General features: G+C 68.4%; 14 protein-coding genes. 8 read left to right on the forward strand and 6 right to left on the reverse strand.

What is annotated here, in order from left to right; all coding sequences use genetic code 11:
- The first annotated feature begins 395 nt into the window (after positions 1 to 395).
- Together MOQ72_RS31850 and MOQ72_RS31855 are read left to right on the forward strand one after the other, a co-directional pair.
- Complete coding sequence (locus MOQ72_RS31850; RefSeq protein ID WP_242189458.1) at positions 396 to 1,334, forward strand: GlxA family transcriptional regulator; 939 nt, start codon at positions 396 to 398, stop codon at positions 1,332 to 1,334.
- Positions 1,335 to 1,522: 188 nt separating this feature from the next.
- Complete coding sequence (locus MOQ72_RS31855; protein WP_242189459.1) at positions 1,523 to 2,167, forward strand: dihydrofolate reductase family protein; 645 nt, start codon at positions 1,523 to 1,525, stop codon at positions 2,165 to 2,167.
- A 571-nt stretch (positions 2,168 to 2,738) separates the two neighbouring features.
- Here MOQ72_RS31855 and MOQ72_RS31860 read toward each other — a convergent pair.
- Positions 2,739 to 3,311, reverse strand: a complete 573-nt coding sequence (locus tag MOQ72_RS31860; protein ID WP_242189460.1) for a TetR/AcrR family transcriptional regulator — start codon at positions 3,309 to 3,311, stop codon at positions 2,739 to 2,741.
- Positions 3,312 to 3,401: 90 nt separating this feature from the next.
- The gene (locus tag MOQ72_RS31865; RefSeq protein ID WP_242189461.1) at positions 3,402 to 3,971 is read right to left on the reverse strand and encodes a helix-turn-helix domain-containing protein; all 570 of its coding nucleotides are present in this window, start codon (positions 3,969 to 3,971) and stop codon (positions 3,402 to 3,404) included.
- Positions 3,972 to 4,050: 79 nt separating this feature from the next.
- On the opposite strand from MOQ72_RS31865, the gene MOQ72_RS31870 reads away from it, so the two are divergent.
- Positions 4,051 to 4,944 (forward strand): NAD(P)/FAD-dependent oxidoreductase, encoded by an 894-nt coding sequence (locus MOQ72_RS31870; RefSeq protein ID WP_242189462.1) that lies wholly within the window; start codon positions 4,051 to 4,053, stop codon positions 4,942 to 4,944.
- On the forward strand, positions 4,941 to 5,774 hold the full coding sequence (locus MOQ72_RS31875) for a class I SAM-dependent methyltransferase (RefSeq protein ID WP_242189463.1): 834 nt from the start codon (positions 4,941 to 4,943) through the stop codon (positions 5,772 to 5,774). The genes MOQ72_RS31870 and MOQ72_RS31875 overlap by 4 nt, the downstream gene beginning before the upstream one ends.
- A 116-nt stretch (positions 5,775 to 5,890) precedes the next feature.
- Here the strand turns inward: MOQ72_RS31875 and MOQ72_RS31880 are convergent, their stop codons facing one another.
- Entirely contained in the window at positions 5,891 to 6,481 is a 591-nt protein-coding gene (locus MOQ72_RS31880) for a TetR/AcrR family transcriptional regulator (RefSeq protein ID WP_242189464.1), read from the reverse strand.
- Between the two features lie 121 nt (positions 6,482 to 6,602).
- Here MOQ72_RS31880 and MOQ72_RS31885 point away from each other — a divergent pair, with 121 nt between their 5' ends.
- Complete coding sequence (locus MOQ72_RS31885; RefSeq protein WP_242189465.1) at positions 6,603 to 7,790, forward strand: Cmx/CmrA family chloramphenicol efflux MFS transporter; 1,188 nt, start codon at positions 6,603 to 6,605, stop codon at positions 7,788 to 7,790.
- A gap of 546 nt (positions 7,791 to 8,336) precedes the next feature.
- Here MOQ72_RS31885 and MOQ72_RS31890 read toward each other — a convergent pair.
- Positions 8,337 to 8,645, reverse strand: a complete 309-nt coding sequence (locus tag MOQ72_RS31890; RefSeq protein ID WP_242189466.1) for an ArsR/SmtB family transcription factor — start codon at positions 8,643 to 8,645, stop codon at positions 8,337 to 8,339.
- Between the two features lie 67 nt (positions 8,646 to 8,712).
- Here MOQ72_RS31890 and MOQ72_RS31895 point away from each other — a divergent pair, with 67 nt between their 5' ends.
- Entirely contained in the window at positions 8,713 to 10,152 is a 1,440-nt protein-coding gene (locus MOQ72_RS31895) for an MFS transporter (protein ID WP_242189467.1), read from the forward strand.
- A 172-nt stretch (positions 10,153 to 10,324) separates the two neighbouring features.
- Here the strand turns inward: MOQ72_RS31895 and MOQ72_RS31900 are convergent, their stop codons facing one another.
- Complete coding sequence (locus MOQ72_RS31900; RefSeq protein WP_242189468.1) at positions 10,325 to 10,798, reverse strand: DUF6194 family protein; 474 nt, start codon at positions 10,796 to 10,798, stop codon at positions 10,325 to 10,327.
- Between the two features lie 62 nt (positions 10,799 to 10,860).
- On the opposite strand from MOQ72_RS31900, the gene MOQ72_RS31905 reads away from it, so the two are divergent.
- Positions 10,861 to 11,592 carry a MerR family transcriptional regulator gene (locus MOQ72_RS31905; protein WP_242189469.1) on the forward strand — a complete coding sequence of 244 codons (732 nt, stop codon included), beginning with the start codon at positions 10,861 to 10,863 and terminating at the stop codon, positions 11,590 to 11,592.
- 42 nt (positions 11,593 to 11,634) lie between these two features.
- On the opposite strand, the gene glgP is transcribed toward MOQ72_RS31905, so the two are convergent.
- The gene (gene glgP, locus MOQ72_RS31910; RefSeq protein ID WP_242189470.1) at positions 11,635 to 14,184 is read right to left on the reverse strand and encodes an alpha-glucan family phosphorylase; all 2,550 of its coding nucleotides are present in this window, start codon (positions 14,182 to 14,184) and stop codon (positions 11,635 to 11,637) included.
- Between the two features lie 31 nt (positions 14,185 to 14,215).
- Between glgP and MOQ72_RS31915 the strand changes: the two genes are divergently transcribed.
- Positions 14,216 to 15,514, forward strand: coding sequence for a neutral zinc metallopeptidase (locus MOQ72_RS31915; protein WP_242189471.1), 1,299 nt, complete (start codon positions 14,216 to 14,218; stop codon positions 15,512 to 15,514).
- The last annotated feature ends 172 nt before the right edge of the window (positions 15,515 to 15,686 follow it).

Genomic DNA, 15,686 nt, shown 5'->3' on the forward strand with positions numbered 1-15,686 from the left:
TGACACAGGGCTACTCATAGCTGGTCCGCCTCCAATTCCGCCTCTCCGCGATTCACAGTGGTGGTTGCGTGCAGCCCAATTCTCCCGTTGCGTGGTTTCTCGTGGCTGGCTTGCGTCACAGTCCCCTGAGGTGCGGTTGAGGAGGACTGAGGTTGACACAGGGCTACTCATAGCTGGTCCGCCTCCAATTCCGCCTCTCCGCGATTCACAGTGGTGGTTGCGTGCAGCCCGAATCTCCCGTTGCGTGGTTTCTTGTAGCTGGCTTGCGTCACAGTCCCCTGAGGTGCGGTTGAGCGGAGGACCGAGGTTGACACAGGGCTACTCATGCCTCCAGCTTGCCGCCTCGCAGCGATCAGCGAAATGGCATGATTGCCAACATTCGATAGAATCACGCCATGCATCGGGTGGTCGTACTGGCGCTGGACGGCGTGTACCCGTTCGAACTCGGCATTCCCAGGCGGGTTTTCGGCAGCGCCGGGGATCGCTACGAGGTGCTCACCTGCACTGTCGACGGGCGGTCGGTGCGCAGCGACGCCGACTTCGCGATCGTCGCCGAGCACGGCCCGGAAGTGTTGCGCACCGCCGACACCGTGGTGATCCCGCCGTACGACGTGAACCGGATCACCGCTGAGCTCCCGCAGCCGGTCGCCGATGCCCTGGCGCTGATCCGGCCTGGCACGCGCATCGTGTCGATCTGCACGGGTGCCTTCATCCTGGCGGCGACCGGACTGCTCGACGGCCGCCCGGCAACCACGCACTGGTGCCTGGTCGAACCGTTCCGGCAACTGTTCCCCGATGTGCGGTTGGATCCGGACGTCCTCTTCGTCGACGACGGTGACGTGCTCACTTCCGCTGGCGCGGCCTCGGGTGTCGACGTGTGCTTGCACATCGTGCGTACCGACCACGGCAGCGAGGTGGCCAACCAGGTGGCGCGCAGGTGCGTCGTGCCTCCGTGGCGGGACGGCGGTCAAGCGCAGTACATCGAGCAGCCGCTTCCGGAACCGTCGGAACTCGGCACCGCGCCGACCCGCGATTGGGCCACCGCGAACCTCCACCTGCCGCTGACGTTGACCGATCTCGCTGAGCACGCGCGGATGAGCGGCCGCACGTTCGCCCGCCGGTTCCGCGACGAGGTGGGCGTCAGCCCCGGCCGGTGGCTCATCCAGCGACGCGTCGCCAGGGCCCGCCACCTGCTCGAATCCACCGACCTGTCGATCGACCAGATCGCCACCCAGGTCGGCTTCGCCACCGCCGCGTCGCTGCGCCAACACCTGCACGCCGCCATCGGAGTCTCGCCGCTGGCCTACCGCCGCACCTTCCGAGCCGGAGTCTGAGCTTCTGGCTTCTCCCCGGCGTTCCGCTGTTGGTGTCCTCGCGGCGGCTCACCGAGATCGCGGTGAATCTCTCGGTGTGATCGGTGTCTCCACTGATTGGCCAGTCCTGCCGATGAGTTTGCCCGGCCCGCGCGGTCCAACCATCGTCAAGGCGGTCTTACCGTCATCAAGAGCGCAGGAGGAACCGCGTGGAACAGCTGCTGAGAGTCCAGAACTTCAACGTCTCGCGGGACGGATTCGGTGCCGGTGAAAACCAGAGCCTCGAAAGGCCGTTCGGCCACGCAGACCCTGGTGACATGTTCGCGTGGGCTGGCGCCACGGCGAGCTGGCCCATGCGCACCGACCCCGGCGGAAGCCGCGGCCTCGACGACTACCTGACGCGCGACTACGACCGCAACATCGGCGCCGAGATCATGGGCCGCAACAAGTTCGGCCCGCAACGCGGCCCCTGGCAGGACCACGACTGGCTCGGCTGGTGGGGCGACGAGCCACCGTTCCGCACGCCGGTATTCGTGCTGACCCACCACGAGCGTCCTTCGTTCACCCTCTCCGACACCACGTTCCACTTCGTCGACGGCGATCCGGCCACAGTCCTCGATCAGGCGCGGGACGCGGCGCAGGGCAAGGACGTCCGGCTCGGCGGCGGAGCTACCACCATCCGCCAGTTCCTCGACGCCGACCTCGTCGACACCATGCACGTGGCGGTCTCGCAGGTGGAGCTCGGATCCGGGTCGCGACTCTGGGAGTCACCCGATGAGCTGCTCGACCGGTTCCACCTCGACGTCGTGCCCAGCCCGAGCGGCGTGACCCACCACCTGTTCTGGCGAAAGTGACCGGCTCTGGGCCTGCAGGGCGGCGATCAGCAGAGGACCCGTGGACGCGCACGGGCTGGTAGGGCTGAACTCAGCCCTACCGATCTCCGGGAATTCCTCGTCGGTGAGCACCTGGACGGCCCCTGCACTTCCCGCCTGAGCCCCAAGATCCCCACGACAGCAGTCCACTCAGCCCATATGTGCTGCGGCGCCCCCGAGCAGCAACAGGTGCTGCAGCAAACCGCACGTTGCGCCTACGCCCTGAACGCGCCTACGTCGAAAATTCGACCGCGACGAAGTTTCCACCCCCGGACAGCAGTCGAACGAGTTCGACTGGGTGTGGGAGTCACTGGATCTCGAAATCCACTCCACATTGGATGAGATCGTCGCCGCACCGGCGCAGACCCTGCTGACTTCTCGCGGGATCGTGGCGCCTTGGCGTGGACGAAGTTCGCGTTCTCGCCGAAGGAGCGAAACCCCTCCCGATCGCAGGTCCAGCAACGAAGTCGGCCACTTCCAGAACGCCGTCGACCCGCCAGATCCCAAAGCCCCAGCCACCACGGCGCCCTTCCGGCGCTGGCCGCGCCGGGGATCAGCGGAGCTCGGTCAGGCGCTCGACGGCTTTGCGGGCCGTGGTCCGCAGGTCCTCCGGCTTCGCGTCGCCGAACATCATGCGGCGCAGCTGCGGCACCGCCAGCGGCCAGCTGATCATTCCGTTCGACAGCAGTGCGAGCATCCCCGGATCGATCTCGTCGGTGACCTTGCCGCTCTCCTGGGCACGGCGGATGTCGGCGGTCTCCTCCTGGTAGCGCGTGCTGCGGTCGGACTGGGGCACAACGCCGGAGTCGCCGCGTTCCAAGGACTCCCACAGCAACAGCCGCAACGCGTGCGGGTTCGCGACGTGGTACGCGGCGAGCCGGTCGACGTAACCCGGCAGGTCGTCGCCCTCGATCGGCACCTTGACGGCCAACTCGTCCATCGTTCGTTCCAGCACTGCCGAGAACAGCGCGTCCTTGCTGCCGAAGTAGGCGTAGATCAGCTGCTTGTTCGCCCGCGCCTGCTTGGCGATCCGGTCGACGCGCGCGCCAGCGATGCCGTGGGCGGCGAACTCGGCGACCGCAGCCTGGAAGATCCGGTCCTTGGTGGCTTCGGCATTGCTGGGCACAACCAAACTGTACGCCGCAACCAGCTAGGCCAGCCGGAATCCCGCGTTGTTGGTCAGTTTTCGCCGTCGCACCAACACCAATGCTCGCACTCACGAACTGGCGCGGGGTTTCGCGCGGACGTGCATGCGTTCACCCTGCGGTCCGAACAGGCTGAGGATCTCGACCGGCTCCTCGCCAGTGCTGCCGAACCAGTGCGGCAGCCGGGTGTCGAACTCGGCGGCCTCCCCCACCTTGAGCACGACGTCGTGCTCCGCGAGCACCAGCCGCAGCTTCCCGCTCAGCACGTACAGCCACTCGTAGCCCTCGTGCGTGCGTGGATCGGGTTTGCTGCGAGCGGTGCCCATGACCATCTTGAACGCCTGCAGTCCGCCGGGTTGCTGGGTCAGCGCCACCACCGTCATGTCCCGGTGCTTGACCGGCTTCAACCGCACCCGCGGATCGCCGACCGGCGGCGCGCCGACCAGTTCGTCCAAGGGCACCTGGTGGGCGTGCGCGATCGGCAGCAGCAGCTCCAGGCTCGGCCTCCGCAGGCCGGATTCCAGCCGGGACAACGTGCTGACCGAGATCCCGGTGGTCTCCGACAGCGCCGCGAGAGTGCATTTGCGCTGCTGGCGGATCCGCTTGAGCCGAGGTCCAACAGCGGCGAGGACGTCTTCCATTCCCCAATTGCAGAAACAGCAACAAGATTTGTCAACCCGACCGGCTCGAGCGCATGGTCGGTGCCAGGAGGTGTTCAACATGGAAGACGTACTCGTCATCGGGGGTGGCGCTGGCGGGCTGAGCGCCGCGCTCATCCTGTCCAGGGCTCGCCGCCGGGTGCTGGTGGTCGACTCGGGCGAACCCCGGAACGCGGTCGCGCAGCAGGTGCACGGGTTCATCTCGCGGGATGGCACGCCACCAGCGGAGCTGCTGGCTGCTGGCCGGGCGGAGGTCGAGCGCTACGGCGGGCGGGTTGCCGCGGGCGAAGTGCGCGCGGTTCGGCGCGACGGCAGCGGCTTCGAAGTCGAGCTGGCCGACCGCACGGTGCGGGCCCGTCGGGTGGTCGTGGCAACCGGCCTGCGCGACGAACTGCCCGATGTGCCTGGTCTGCGCGAACGCTGGGCGCGGGACGTGCTGCACTGCCCGTATTGCCACGGGTGGGAGATCCGGGACCAGCCGCTCGGCGTGCTCGGTTGGCAGCCCGGCGCAGTGCACCAGGCGTTGTTGGTCCGGCAGTGGTCGGACGACGTGGTGTTCTTCGCCGAGGCGCTCGACGAAACAGGTCGCGCCAAGCTGACCGCGCGCGGCGTGCGGATCGTGGACGGCGAGGTCAGCGGCCTGGTGGTCGAGGACGACGAATTGCGGGGCGTGCGGCTGGCCGACGGAACCGTCGTGGCGCGATCCGCGCTGTTCGTGCCCGCTCGGCCCGCAGCCAATGACGCGTTGCTCACTGGTTTGGGCTGCGAACGGGATGACGACGGCTGGGTTCGGGTGGATCCGAGCGGACGGACCAGCGTGCCGGGGTTGTGGGCGGTCGGCAACGTGGCGGATTTCGCGGCCCAGGTGGTGACCGCAGCCGCGGCCGGGGCGAAGGCGGCGGTCGCGGTGAACATGGATCTGATCGAGGAAGAGCTGCTGGAGCGGGTGGGATGAACGACTTCGACTGGGCCGCGATGGCCGACATGCTGGAGTTCGAGGGCGAAGCGCACAGCCCCTACGTGCGCCAGGCGTTGGAGGAACTGGACCACCTGCGCCCGCGCCGGGTTCTGGACATCGGCAGCGGTCCTGGGGTGGCGGCCTGCCGGTTGGCGGCGGTTTTCCCGCAGGCCGAGGTCACCGCGGTGGACGGCACACCGGAGCTGCTGGCCCGCGCCGAACAACGCGCCGAACGGCTCGGCGTCCGGTTGCGGACCCAGTTGGCCGAGTTCCCGGCGGGACTCGCCGACCTGGGGCCAGCGGATCTGGTGTGGTCCGGGCAGGCCGTGCACCACGTCGGCGACCAGCAGGGCGCGCTGGACCAGCTGGCCGAGTTGCTTGAGCCCGGCGGCGTGCTGGCCATCGTCGAGGGTGGTCTACCGACTCGCTGGCTGCCGGGTGATCTGGGCTTCGGACGTCCCGGACTGCAGGCCCGGCTGGATGCGGTGCTGGCGGACCGGTTCAACCAGATGCGCGCCGAGCTGCCTTGTTCGGTGTCGGTGGTCGAGGACTGGCCCGGCATGCTGCGCACTGCTGGACTCGCCGAGGCGCGCAGCAAGACCTTCCTCGTGGACCATCCCGCACCGCTGTCCGACGGGTTGCGGGAGTGGGTGCGGCAGACGTTGGCGCGGTACCGCGCGGGGCTCGGCGAGCACTTGGACGCGGGAGACGTGGCGACGCTGGACCGGTTGCTCGATCCGGCGGACCCGGCGAGTGTCGACCAACGCGCGGACTTGTTCGTGCTGACCGCGAAGACCGTGCACTTCGGCCGTCGCCCCGAACGCTGATCCGCTCTCGGTGCGGCGGGCCCGTTGGCGGTTTCGCGCGAAATCGCCAACGGCTCCGTACGGGAGGCGCCGGTTTCGCGCGAAACCGCCCATGCTCCGGCAGGAGCCGGGGCAGCTCAGGAATTCCGCTCCAGTCCGTCGAGCAGGTTCTCCACCACGTCCAAGAGCGCCTGCCGGTCGTCCTGGACCCGTGCCAGGACCCGCAGGCCGTAGTACGTGCTGAGCACTTGGCGGGCCAGCGTTTCCACGTCGCGCGTCGGATCGACCTCGCCGGAACGCTGCCCCTGCGCGAGGGTTTCGCGCAGTGCTTCCTCCACGGCGGCGAAGTTCCGGCGCACCTCCCGCTTGACGTCGGGATCTGACGTGGCGCGCTCGATGGCCGCGTTGATGGCGAAGCATCCCGGCCGTTGGGTGCCGGAGAGGTCGATGTCGATCGCAGTGGCCAGCAGTTGCCGCAATCGGTCCTTGACCGGCCCAGCACCGCGCAGGATCTCGATCTGTTCGACGGTGCCGGTCTCGTAGTACTGGCGCAGGGCTTTCAGGTACAGCTGCCGCTTGTCGCCGAACGCGTTGTAGAGGCTCGACGGCCCCAGTTCCGTGTGGACGCTGAGGTCTCGGGTGGAGGTTGCCTCGTAGCCGCGGCGCCAGAACACGTCCATCGCCGCGTCGATCACGCGGGCGTCGTCGAACTTCCTCGGCCTGGCCATGACCCCATTCTAGTCGTTTTGAAGCGATCGCATCGAAACCTGCGTCACATTTTGAATCGTTCGCTTCAAAACGCTGCTAGCGTCGGTTCGGTAGTGACCGCCAGCGACTGGAGGGCCGTCCATGCCCCTTGCCGTCTACGTCCTCGGCCTGGGCATCTTCACCCAGGGAACTTCGGAGTTCATGCTCTCGGGCCTGCTCCCCGGCATGGCTGCCGACCTGGGCGTGTCCATCCCCGACGCGGGCCTGCTGATCTCCGCGTTCGCCATCGGCATGGTGGTCGGCGCTCCGCTGCTGGCCATCGCGACCCTGAGCTGGCCGCGCCGGAGAGCGCTGGTCGCGTTGCAGGCGGTGTTCATCGGCGCGCACGTGGTGGGCGCGCTGACCCCCGGATACGGACTGCTTTTCGCGACCCGCATCGTGAGCGCCCTCGCGTATGCCGGTTTCTGGGGTGTCGCGGTCGCCGCCGCGGTGAGCCTCGCGCCAGCGGCGAGGACCCGGGCGGTCGCCATCGTCGCGAGCGGACTCACCCTCGCCACCATCGTGGGCGTACCAGCGGGCACCGTGCTCAGCCAGTTCTCCGGCTGGCGGGCGGTGTTCTGGTCCGTTGCCGCGCTGACCCTGGTGAGCTTGGTCTGTTCCCTGTTGGCCATCCGCGAGGATGCGGGAACGCGGGACGAGAAGACCACGGTCCGGGCCGAATTGCTCGCGATGGCCCGGCCGCAGCTGTGGCTCTCGTACGTGATCACGGCGTTCGCCTTCGGTGCCGTCATCGTCACCTTCAGCTACCTCGCCTCGGTGTTGACCGACGTGAGCGGATTGCCCGAGCAGTGGGTTCCCGCGGTGCTGGCGCTGTTCGGCGTCGGCGGGCTGACCGGTATGACGATCGGCGGACGCGCCGCGCAGTCGCACCCGATCCGCAGTCTCACCGTGGGGCTCGGCGTCCTAGCGCTCGCCTCCGCGGCACTCGCCGTGGCCGCTCACAGCGCGCTCGTCACGGTCGCGCTGGTTTTCTTCCTCGGCGTGGCCGGATACGTCACCAACCCCGCCCTGCAGTCTCGGGTGTTCGCGCTCGCGCCGGGGGCTCCAACTCTGGTCGGCGCAGCCAACACGGCGGCGTTCAACGTCGGCAACACGCTCGCGCCGATGCTGGGCGGCGTGGCGATCAGCGCCGGGTTCGGTTTCGCGTCGGTGGCCTGGGTCGGCGCCGCACTCGCCGCGGCAGGACTCGTCGCGGCGATGTGCGCGGGCTACCTCCAACACCGAACCCCAAGCAGCGCGGACACCCCGCTGGCCAGAACCAACGCCTGACCAACCCGCGCGCACTTGCCGGAGCAAGCTGCGGCTCCCTGCGCGCGGCCATCGGAGATAGCACGAGGACCCGAAACCGCTTGGCGACACCGCCCAGGCGGGTCCCGATCAACAGCCCCGCAAAGACTGCCGCAACGACACAACAGGACCCGAATAATCCACTATGGACATAAACACCCACAGTGGACGTCGACTCAGAGGGTGCGCGGATTGGGCGTGGCGTGGGCGGTCGTCAAACAAGCGGCGGCAGCCGCTTTCGGAGGTAGACCGCCGCCGCGACGCTCAACTGGCCCCGTGCCCGAGCCGTCGCAAGCGGCGAAGCCGCTTAGCCCACCTACGACACTTGCACCGCCGCGGGTTCACGGTGGCCCACCCCTCTCGGGTTCTCCCCGCGAGGACAGCCCCGACGTGGTGTATCGGCATACACGATGTCGGGGATCCCGGAGTCGAGAAAGCCTCTGAGGTTCCGCTACCCGCACCGCCACGCAAGACGAGCTGTGCGCTCTCTCAGGGATAGACCTGGACGCCGAGTGGAACGGAGCATTTCTAGCGCTCTGTCTCGGGGAGGACCGCTTTCAGCAGGCCCGGGAAGGCGGCGTCGAGTTCGTCTTCCCGGAGCACGTTGAGGGATTTGCCGCCTTCGCGGTGGGTGGTGATGATGCCCGCTTCGCGGAGGATCTTGAAGTGGTGACTGAGCGTGTTCTTGGCTACCGAGGTGTCGAACCGGCCGCATGCGATCGCCGTGTCCGACTGGCTGAGCTGACGGACGAGGTCCAGGCGCACAGGGTCCGCGAGTGCGCGCAGGACGCTGGTCACTTCGAGTCGAGCAGGGGTCTGCGGCGTGGACGACGTCATGATTACCTCCCAGCTCCGAGCCTAGCGCGTGTTCGACAATCATCGAAACCCTGCTTAGGGTTGTTCCATGGTTATCGAACACCGGCGGGCTGTCGTAGCGCTCGGGCTGATCGCGGCCTTCATGGTCTTCGTCGACGGCACGATCGTGAACCTCACGCTTGCGCAACTCACTTCGCACCTGCAGGCATCGCGGCCGGAACTGGAATGGGCCATCAACGCCTACACGCTCTCCTTCGCTGCTGTGATGCTGGGCGGCGGCGCGATCACGGACACCCTCGGAGCAAAGCGAGTCTTCGTCACCGGTCTGCTCGTGTTCACCGCATCCTCGGCGGTCTGTGCGATGGCTGGGTCGATGCTGGTCCTCAACCTCGCACGGCTGGTTCAAGGAGTTGGCTCGGCACTTCTGCTGCCCAGCGCGCTGGTTTTGGCGACGGCGACCGCTCGTGACGACCAGGCTCGGCATCGGCTGGTGGGTTGGTGGGCCGCGGCCGGGGGCGTGGGGATGGCTGCTGGGCCGCTGCTCGGCGGAGCGCTGGTCTCGCTCGCGGACTGGCGGGCTGTGTTCGCGGTCAACGTGGTGATCGGCATCCCGGCCATCGTCTGGAGTCTCCGCTCGATGCCGTCCGTGCCACGTCGGGATCGTCGCCTCGACATCACTGGCATGGGCACCGCGACCGTGTTGATCGGCGGCCTGGTGTTCGCGCTCATCGAAGCCCCGGCCCAGGGCTGGAACAGTCCCGCGGCCCTCACCGCAGTCGGACTGGCCATCGCAGGGGCCGTCGGCTTCGTGGTGGCGGAACGATCAGTGCAGGCACCGCTGCTCCCGGTGGGGATCTATTCGGACCGCAGGTTCGTGAGTACCGCTGCGCAAGGGGCGCTGTTCAACTTCGCGTTCTACGGGCTGCTGTTCGCGATGAGCCTGCTGCTCCAGCAAGGCCGCGGACTCAGCGCGTTGACCAGTGGGCTGTTATTCCTTCCCCTGACCGGACTCATCTCGGTCGGCAGCCTTTGCGCAGCACCGTTCGGGCAACGCGTCGGCCGTCGCGCAGTCCTCGGGATCGGTCAGACGGTCCTTGCCCTCACATTTCTCGCGGTGGCGTGGGCCAGCACCGCATCCGTGCTGTGGCCCCTGGTTGTCGCGCTGGTACCGGCCGGGCTCGCTTCGGGCATGCTGGTGTCGACGATGACCGCGCAGTCCATCGCCGCCGTCGAACCCGCGCTGCACGGTGCGGCGTCCGCCGTGTTCAACACCTCCCGCCAGGTCGGTGCTGCTATCGGCGTCGCCACCTTCGGCCCCCTCCTCGGGACAACACATGACCTCGGTAAGGGGTTCATCACCTGTCTGATCGTCGGCGCCGCCGCGACCGCGGTCGCGCTCGTGCTCACCGCGTTGGCGCGGCCAGCCACTGCCGTGAAAGCGCTGGCGCCTGAACGTCGAAGCGTCACACCGACCCCGACAGGCGGGACCCGCGACGACCGTGCACAAGAATGCCCCGCTGACGCCTGAAGGCAGGAAGCGGCTCGTGGAACGCTCCCGGACACGCCCAATTGGCCATGTGGCAGCCGAGATGGACATCTCCGGGCGGGTCTTGCATCGCTCAACCAGCCGTCGCCGACCGTCGATGCGCAACGGGGAGTTGGCTCCCGCACAGGACTGCGCGTGGCTTGGCGGTTTTCGGTCAGTCGGCGCGCTGTCGATCCGCACGTCGTTCGCGGCGGGTGCGTGCGAGGTGGTGGGCCGTGCGAAGCAGTTCGCGGATCGCTGGCTCTGTTCGCGTGCCCGGGTTGACGACGGCGAGCCAGCCCAGCTTGCCGTAGAGCGGGTGTGCGATCACGGTGTCGGTCACGCTCGGGTCGACGTCACGCGTTGGTTGGCGCGGCTCGTGGCCGGTCCAGCTGACGAAGGCTTCTTTCCCGGCGAAGAAGTTCAGGCGGAAGGTGTCCGGCCGGTTCAGCCTTGATCCCTCGTCGTCGGGATAGTCCTTCGTCACGATCGTCGCGAACGGTTGGGTCTTCGGAACGACACCGTCGGGCGCGTAGTAGAAGAACGCGTCGCCCCAACTGATCTCGGGCGAACCGTCGCCGGGTGCTGGCCTGAGGGTCAGGACCCCACCGAGGCCGTCGAGGAACTTGATGATCTCGCCAACGTCCATGTGTTCTAGTGTTTCATTGAAGTGCTTGTGGAGACTTTGGCAGGAAGAGTCGAGGTAGCGGGGTGAGAAGTCGCAAGTCGGCTGGAATGCGCGCCGTCGACATCGCACGGCGGGCCGGGTACTCCGTCCAGCAGGTGCGCAACCTCGAACGAGACGGCGTGCTGCCGCCAGCAGCGCGCACACCGGCGGGTTACCGGATCTTCGCCGAGCCGCACTTGCACGCCGCGCTGGCCTATCGAGCTCTCGCAGCTGGCACGGGTCCGGTCGAGGCCAAGCGGATCCTGCGCGCCGCGCACGGACACCCGACATCGGACGTCCTCGCCCTCTTGGACGCCGCACACGCCCGACTCGACGCAGAGCGTCGGGAGCTGAAACTGGCCAGGGAAGCCGCCGAGGCCATCGCCGCGGAGCCCATCGACGACGTACGCCCTTCGGACTCGATGAGCATCTCCGAGCTCGCCACCGCGCTCGACGTGCGCCCGTCGACCTTGCGGCACTGGGACGCGGAAGGGCTCGTCGTGCCCGGCCGGGACTCCGCACGAGGACCGCGACGGTACTCACCTGATCAGGTCCGAGACGCCCGCATCATCCACCAGCTGCGAATGGCTGGTTACCGCATCGCCCCGCTCAAAGCCTTGCTGCCGCAGCTGCGCGGCTCGCGATGGGAAGAGGTGATGACCGCATTGGCCGCCCGAGACGCGAGCATCGACGCCCGCTCCAGAGCTCTGCTCGACGGTGGCGCCGCGCTCACTGCGGTGATCGCAGGGAAAACCGCACCGGCACCACGGACTTGAGTCTTCCGCCCGACACTTCGCCGCGGCGCCGAAGCTCGCCGGTCAGCTCGCCAGGACGACTTTGCCCAGTTCGGCCGGGCCGGACAGCAGTGGGTGCCTCGGCAGGACTCGGACCGTGTAACCGGCCGGTCCGGCGTGCGGGAGGGTCACCTCTGCCTCGTAGCGGTCACCTTCCACCGGGTGCATGGATGCCGTGACGAAGTCGTGCAGCACATCGGAATCGTCTACGCGCCCCACCACTACCTCGACGTCCACATCGGACGGATCGAGCCCGGCCAGGTCGACCCGCGCCCGCACCGCGACCTGCCCGCCGAGCAGCGGAGTGCCGTCCGCGACGGACATCTCCGTGTCGCTGATCCGCACCCAGGTCCACGCTGCCTGCAGGCGGGCGCGGTAGTCGGCGATCTCCCGCGCACCGCGATAGCCGTCCGCGGCGACAGCCCGCACCGACCGCGCAGCCGGTGTGTAGTGGTTGTCGACGTATTCGCGCACCATCCGCGACGCCTGCACGCGCGGGCCCAGGGTGGCCAGAGTGTGCCGCACCATCGACATCCACTTGCCCGGCACCCCGTCGGTGTTGCGCTGGTAGAACATCGGGGCGACGTGCTCGGAGATCAGCTCGTACAGCGCCGCGGCTTCCAGGTCGTCGCGCCGGTTCGGGTCGCTGACCCCGTCCGCGTTGGGGATCGCCCAGCCGTTGTGGCCGTCGAACATCTCGTCCCACCAGCCGTCCCGCACCGACAGGTTCAGGCCGCCGTTGAGCGCCGCCTTCATCCCCGAGGTCCCGCACGCCTCCAACGGGCGCACCGGGTTGTTCAGCCACACGTCGCAACCGGACACCAGGTACCTGGCCAGCGACATGTCGTAGTCCGGTAGGAACGCGATGCGATGCCGCACATGGGCCTGGTCGGCGAACCGGACGATCTTCTGGATCATCGCCTTGCCGCCCTCGTCGGCCGGATGCGACTTCCCGGCGACCACGATCTGCACCGGACGATCGGCGTCGAGCAGCAGCTCCCGCAACCGGTCGGTATCGCGCAGCATCAGCGTCGCGCGCTTGTAGGTGGGGACCCGGCGGGCGAATCCGATGGTGAGCACGTCCGGGTCGAAGACCGAGTCGCACCAACCGAGTTCCAGATCAGACGCGCCGCGCTGCAACCACGCGGTCCGCAGCCTGCGGCGCACCTCCTCGACCAACCGCTGCCGCAGCGAACAGCGCAGCTCCCACAACAGCGAGTCGCTGACCGGTTCCATGCCGCGCAGTCCGGCTCCGCTGTCCATTTCGGACTCGCCGAGCAGTTTGCCGAGTTCCCGCGCCGACCAGGTGGGCCCGTGCACCCCGTTGGTGACCGAGCGGATCGGGATCTCCTCGGTGCCGAAACCCGGCCACAGGTTGCGGAACATCTTTCGGATGACGTTGCCGTGCAGCTCGGAAACACCGTTGGCGCGCTGCGCGAGCCGCAGTCCCATGTGCGCCATGTTGAACATCCCCGGGTTGTCCTCGGCCCCGAGCGCGAGCACCCGGTCCGTGGGAATCCCCGGCAGCAGGGCCTGTCCGGAACCGTCGCCGAAGTAGTGCCGCACCAGATCCACCGGGAAGCGGTCGATCCCGGCCGGGACCGGGGTGTGCGTGGTGAACACGGTCCCGGCCCGCACCGCGGCCACCGCCTGGTCGAACTGCAGTCCCGGATCGTCCTGCAGTTCTCGGGCCCGCTCCAGGCCAAGGAAACCGGCGTGGCCCTCGTTGGTGTGGAACACCTCGGGCTGCGGGTGGCCCGTCAGCTCGCAGTAGGCGCGAACCGCGCGCATGCCGCCGATCCCGGCCAGGATCTCCTGGCGGATCCGGTGCTCCCCGTCGCCGCCGTAGAGCCGGTCGGTGGTGCTGCGCAGGTCGTCGTCGTTCTCCGGCAGGTCGCTGTCCAGCAGCAGCAGCGGAACCCGGCCGACCTGCGCCTTCCAGATCCGGGCGTGCAGGGTGCGCCCGGCGGGCATCGCGACCCGCACCAGGATCGGCCGCCCGGACGGCCCGGTCAGCATCTCCAACGGCAGCCCACGCGGATCCAGCACCGGGTAGTGCTCGACCTGCCAGCCCTCGGTGGACAGCGCCTGCCGGAAGTACCCCGACCGGTACAGCAGCCCGACTCCGATCATCGGCAAGCCCAGGTCGGAGGCCGATTTCAAGTGATCCCCGGCCAGCACCCCGAGGCCGCCGGAGTAGTTCGGCAGGGCTTCGGTGAGCCCGAACTCCATCGAGAAGTAGGCGATCGACGTGGGCAACTCGGCGCCTTCGTCCTGCCGCTGCTGGTACCAGCGCGGCATGGTCAGATACCGGCGCAGGTCGTCGTCGACAGCCCTGGTCCGAGCCAGGAAGTCCGGATCGGCGGCGAGTTGCCGCAACCGTTGCGCGGGCACCTCGGCGAGCAGCCGCAGCGGATCCCCGCTCACCGTCGACCACACGCGCGGGTCGACCGCCGCGAACAGGTCCTGGGTCGGCGGGTGCCAGGTCCAGCGGAGGTTGGTCGCCAGCGTGCCGAGCGCGCTCAGCGGCTCGGGCAGATGGGCGCGCACGGTGAAACGGTGGACGGCTCTCACAGCAGCGGACCATATCTCGGACCGATCCGGCGTGTGCGGACGTGCCAGCGCCGCCGACCGGCCCACCGATGGGAAGCTGGGCGACGTGCGTGTGCTTGGACTGGTCGCGATGGTGGTCGTGCTGATCATCGGCGGGTGCGCCCCGGCACCGCCCGAACCGCCCCAGGTGGCTGAACACAGCGTCGACCCGTCGTTCGTGCATGGCACCGACCACGGCGACACCGACCGGCTCGCGGCTACGGTCGTCACCGACGTGCAGAAGTACTGGGCGGCGCAGTACCCGGCAGTGTTCGGTGCGCCTTGGCGGGATCTTGACGGCGGATTCTTCTCGGTCGACACCAACGGCAACGGGGCCCCGCCACCTTGTGCGGTCGATGTCAACGAAGTCGAAGGCAACGCGTACTACTGCGGAACTGTCGATGCCATCGCTTGGGATCGCGCAGCGCTGCTACCGGTATTGCGGGAGCACTACGGCGACGCATCGGTCGCTGTGGTGCTCGCGCACGAGTTCGGCCACGCGGTGCAACAGCGCGCTGGAATGGACGTCAGTGCGGAAGAACACTCGATCCGCCTGGAAGCGATGGCCGACTGCTACTCGGGGGCGTTCATCCGCTGGGTCGTCGACGGCCGTTCCGAACACCTGCGCATCAACGCCGAACAACTGGACAGCGCCATGCGGGCGATCACCGTCTTCCGCGACCCGGTCAGCACCACCAACACCGACGCGCACGGCACGGCCTTCGACCGCACCTCGGCTTTCCAGACCGGGTTTCTCGACGGCCCGCGACAGTGCGCGGACGTGACGGAAACCTCGCTGGCCGCGCCAACGCCCGACGACCCGAACATGCCGCTGGACGACGTCCTGCGTGCCGACGGTATGTCCGACTACTTCGAGGATTTCGTCACGCAGCGCGGCGGGCGGTGGACGGCTCCGGTGCGCCGCGATGCGGTCGGCTGTCCCGAACCGACCGGGCCAGTGGCGTTCTGCGCACCGCCCCCAACGGTTGCCGTCGACCGCGCAGCGCTCGCCGAACCGCACGGCAGCATCGGCGACCAAGCCGTCACCACCCTGCTCGCCTCGCGGTACGCGCTGGCCGCGCTCACCGAACTCGGCCGACCGGCCACCGGTGCGCAGATCACGTGTCTCACCGGTGCCTACACCGCCGCGCAACCCGCGCTGTCACCGGGCGATCTCGACGAGGCTGTCGAGATCGTGCTCGAATCCGACGGCATCTCCCGCAACGCGCACGGCAACAACTGGCTGACCGGTTTCGACCGGATCGCCGCCTTCCGAAACGGAGCTCTCGGCGGAACACCGGCCTGCGGCTGATCAGTTCGCCCGCGGCCCCGCCCCCGGAGCGGCGCCGTCGCGCACTGCTGGTCACGTCGGCGGTGTGCTCGGTGTGTGAACAGCACCACCGGACCGCGCTGGAGTCCCCGCATCCGCAACACCAGCCCCGCTCCAACTCCCAACCGCCAGAAGCAAGGGAACCTTCCTGTCA

It is taken from the genome of Saccharopolyspora soli, assembly GCF_022678645.1.
GTDB lineage: Bacteria > Actinomycetota > Actinomycetes > Mycobacteriales > Pseudonocardiaceae > Saccharopolyspora > Saccharopolyspora soli.

Excerpts from the sequence above, each read along its gene's own strand:
- MOQ72_RS31850 (WP_242189458.1), top strand. The coding sequence starts at position 396 with ATGCATCGGGTGGTCGTACTGGCGCTGGACGGCGTGTACCCGTTCGAA.
- MOQ72_RS31865 (WP_242189461.1), bottom strand. The coding sequence starts at position 3,971 with ATGGAAGACGTCCTCGCCGCTGTTGGACCTCGGCTCAAGCGGATCCGC.
- MOQ72_RS31870 (WP_242189462.1), top strand. The coding sequence starts at position 4,051 with ATGGAAGACGTACTCGTCATCGGGGGTGGCGCTGGCGGGCTGAGCGCC.
- MOQ72_RS31875 (WP_242189463.1), top strand. The coding sequence starts at position 4,941 with ATGAACGACTTCGACTGGGCCGCGATGGCCGACATGCTGGAGTTCGAG.
- MOQ72_RS31880 (WP_242189464.1), bottom strand. The coding sequence starts at position 6,481 with ATGGCCAGGCCGAGGAAGTTCGACGACGCCCGCGTGATCGACGCGGCG.
- MOQ72_RS31885 (WP_242189465.1), top strand. The coding sequence starts at position 6,603 with ATGCCCCTTGCCGTCTACGTCCTCGGCCTGGGCATCTTCACCCAGGGA.
- MOQ72_RS31890 (WP_242189466.1), bottom strand. The coding sequence starts at position 8,645 with ATGACGTCGTCCACGCCGCAGACCCCTGCTCGACTCGAAGTGACCAGC.
- MOQ72_RS31895 (WP_242189467.1), top strand. The coding sequence starts at position 8,713 with ATGGTTATCGAACACCGGCGGGCTGTCGTAGCGCTCGGGCTGATCGCG.
- MOQ72_RS31900 (WP_242189468.1), bottom strand. The coding sequence starts at position 10,798 with ATGGACGTTGGCGAGATCATCAAGTTCCTCGACGGCCTCGGTGGGGTC.